The 239-nt window shown below is 56.9% G+C and carries 1 rRNA gene; it reads left to right on the plus strand.

Going from position 1 to position 239, the window contains the following annotated elements:
• Positions 1–239: ribosomal RNA gene (locus tag QC282_RS32295) — 23S ribosomal RNA — on the plus strand; the annotation flags it as partial.

The raw sequence follows: 239 nt of genomic DNA on the forward strand, positions 1-239 counted from the left end.
TCCCTGGTGACCGATAGCGGATAGTACCGTGAGGGAATGGTGAAAAGTACCGCGGGAGCGGAGTGAAATAGTACCTGAAACCGTGTGCCTACAAGCCGTGGGAGCGTCGGAGCAAGGCTTGCCTTGTTCTCGTGACTGCGTGCCTTTTGAAGAATGAGCCTGCGAGTTTGCGGTGTGTTGCGAGGTTAACCCGGGTGGGGTAGCCGTAGCGAAAGCGAGTCCGAACAGGGCGATTCAGT

The organism is Streptomyces sp. DH24 (assembly GCF_029813775.1).
Taxonomy (GTDB): Bacteria; Actinomycetota; Actinomycetes; order Streptomycetales; family Streptomycetaceae; genus Streptomyces.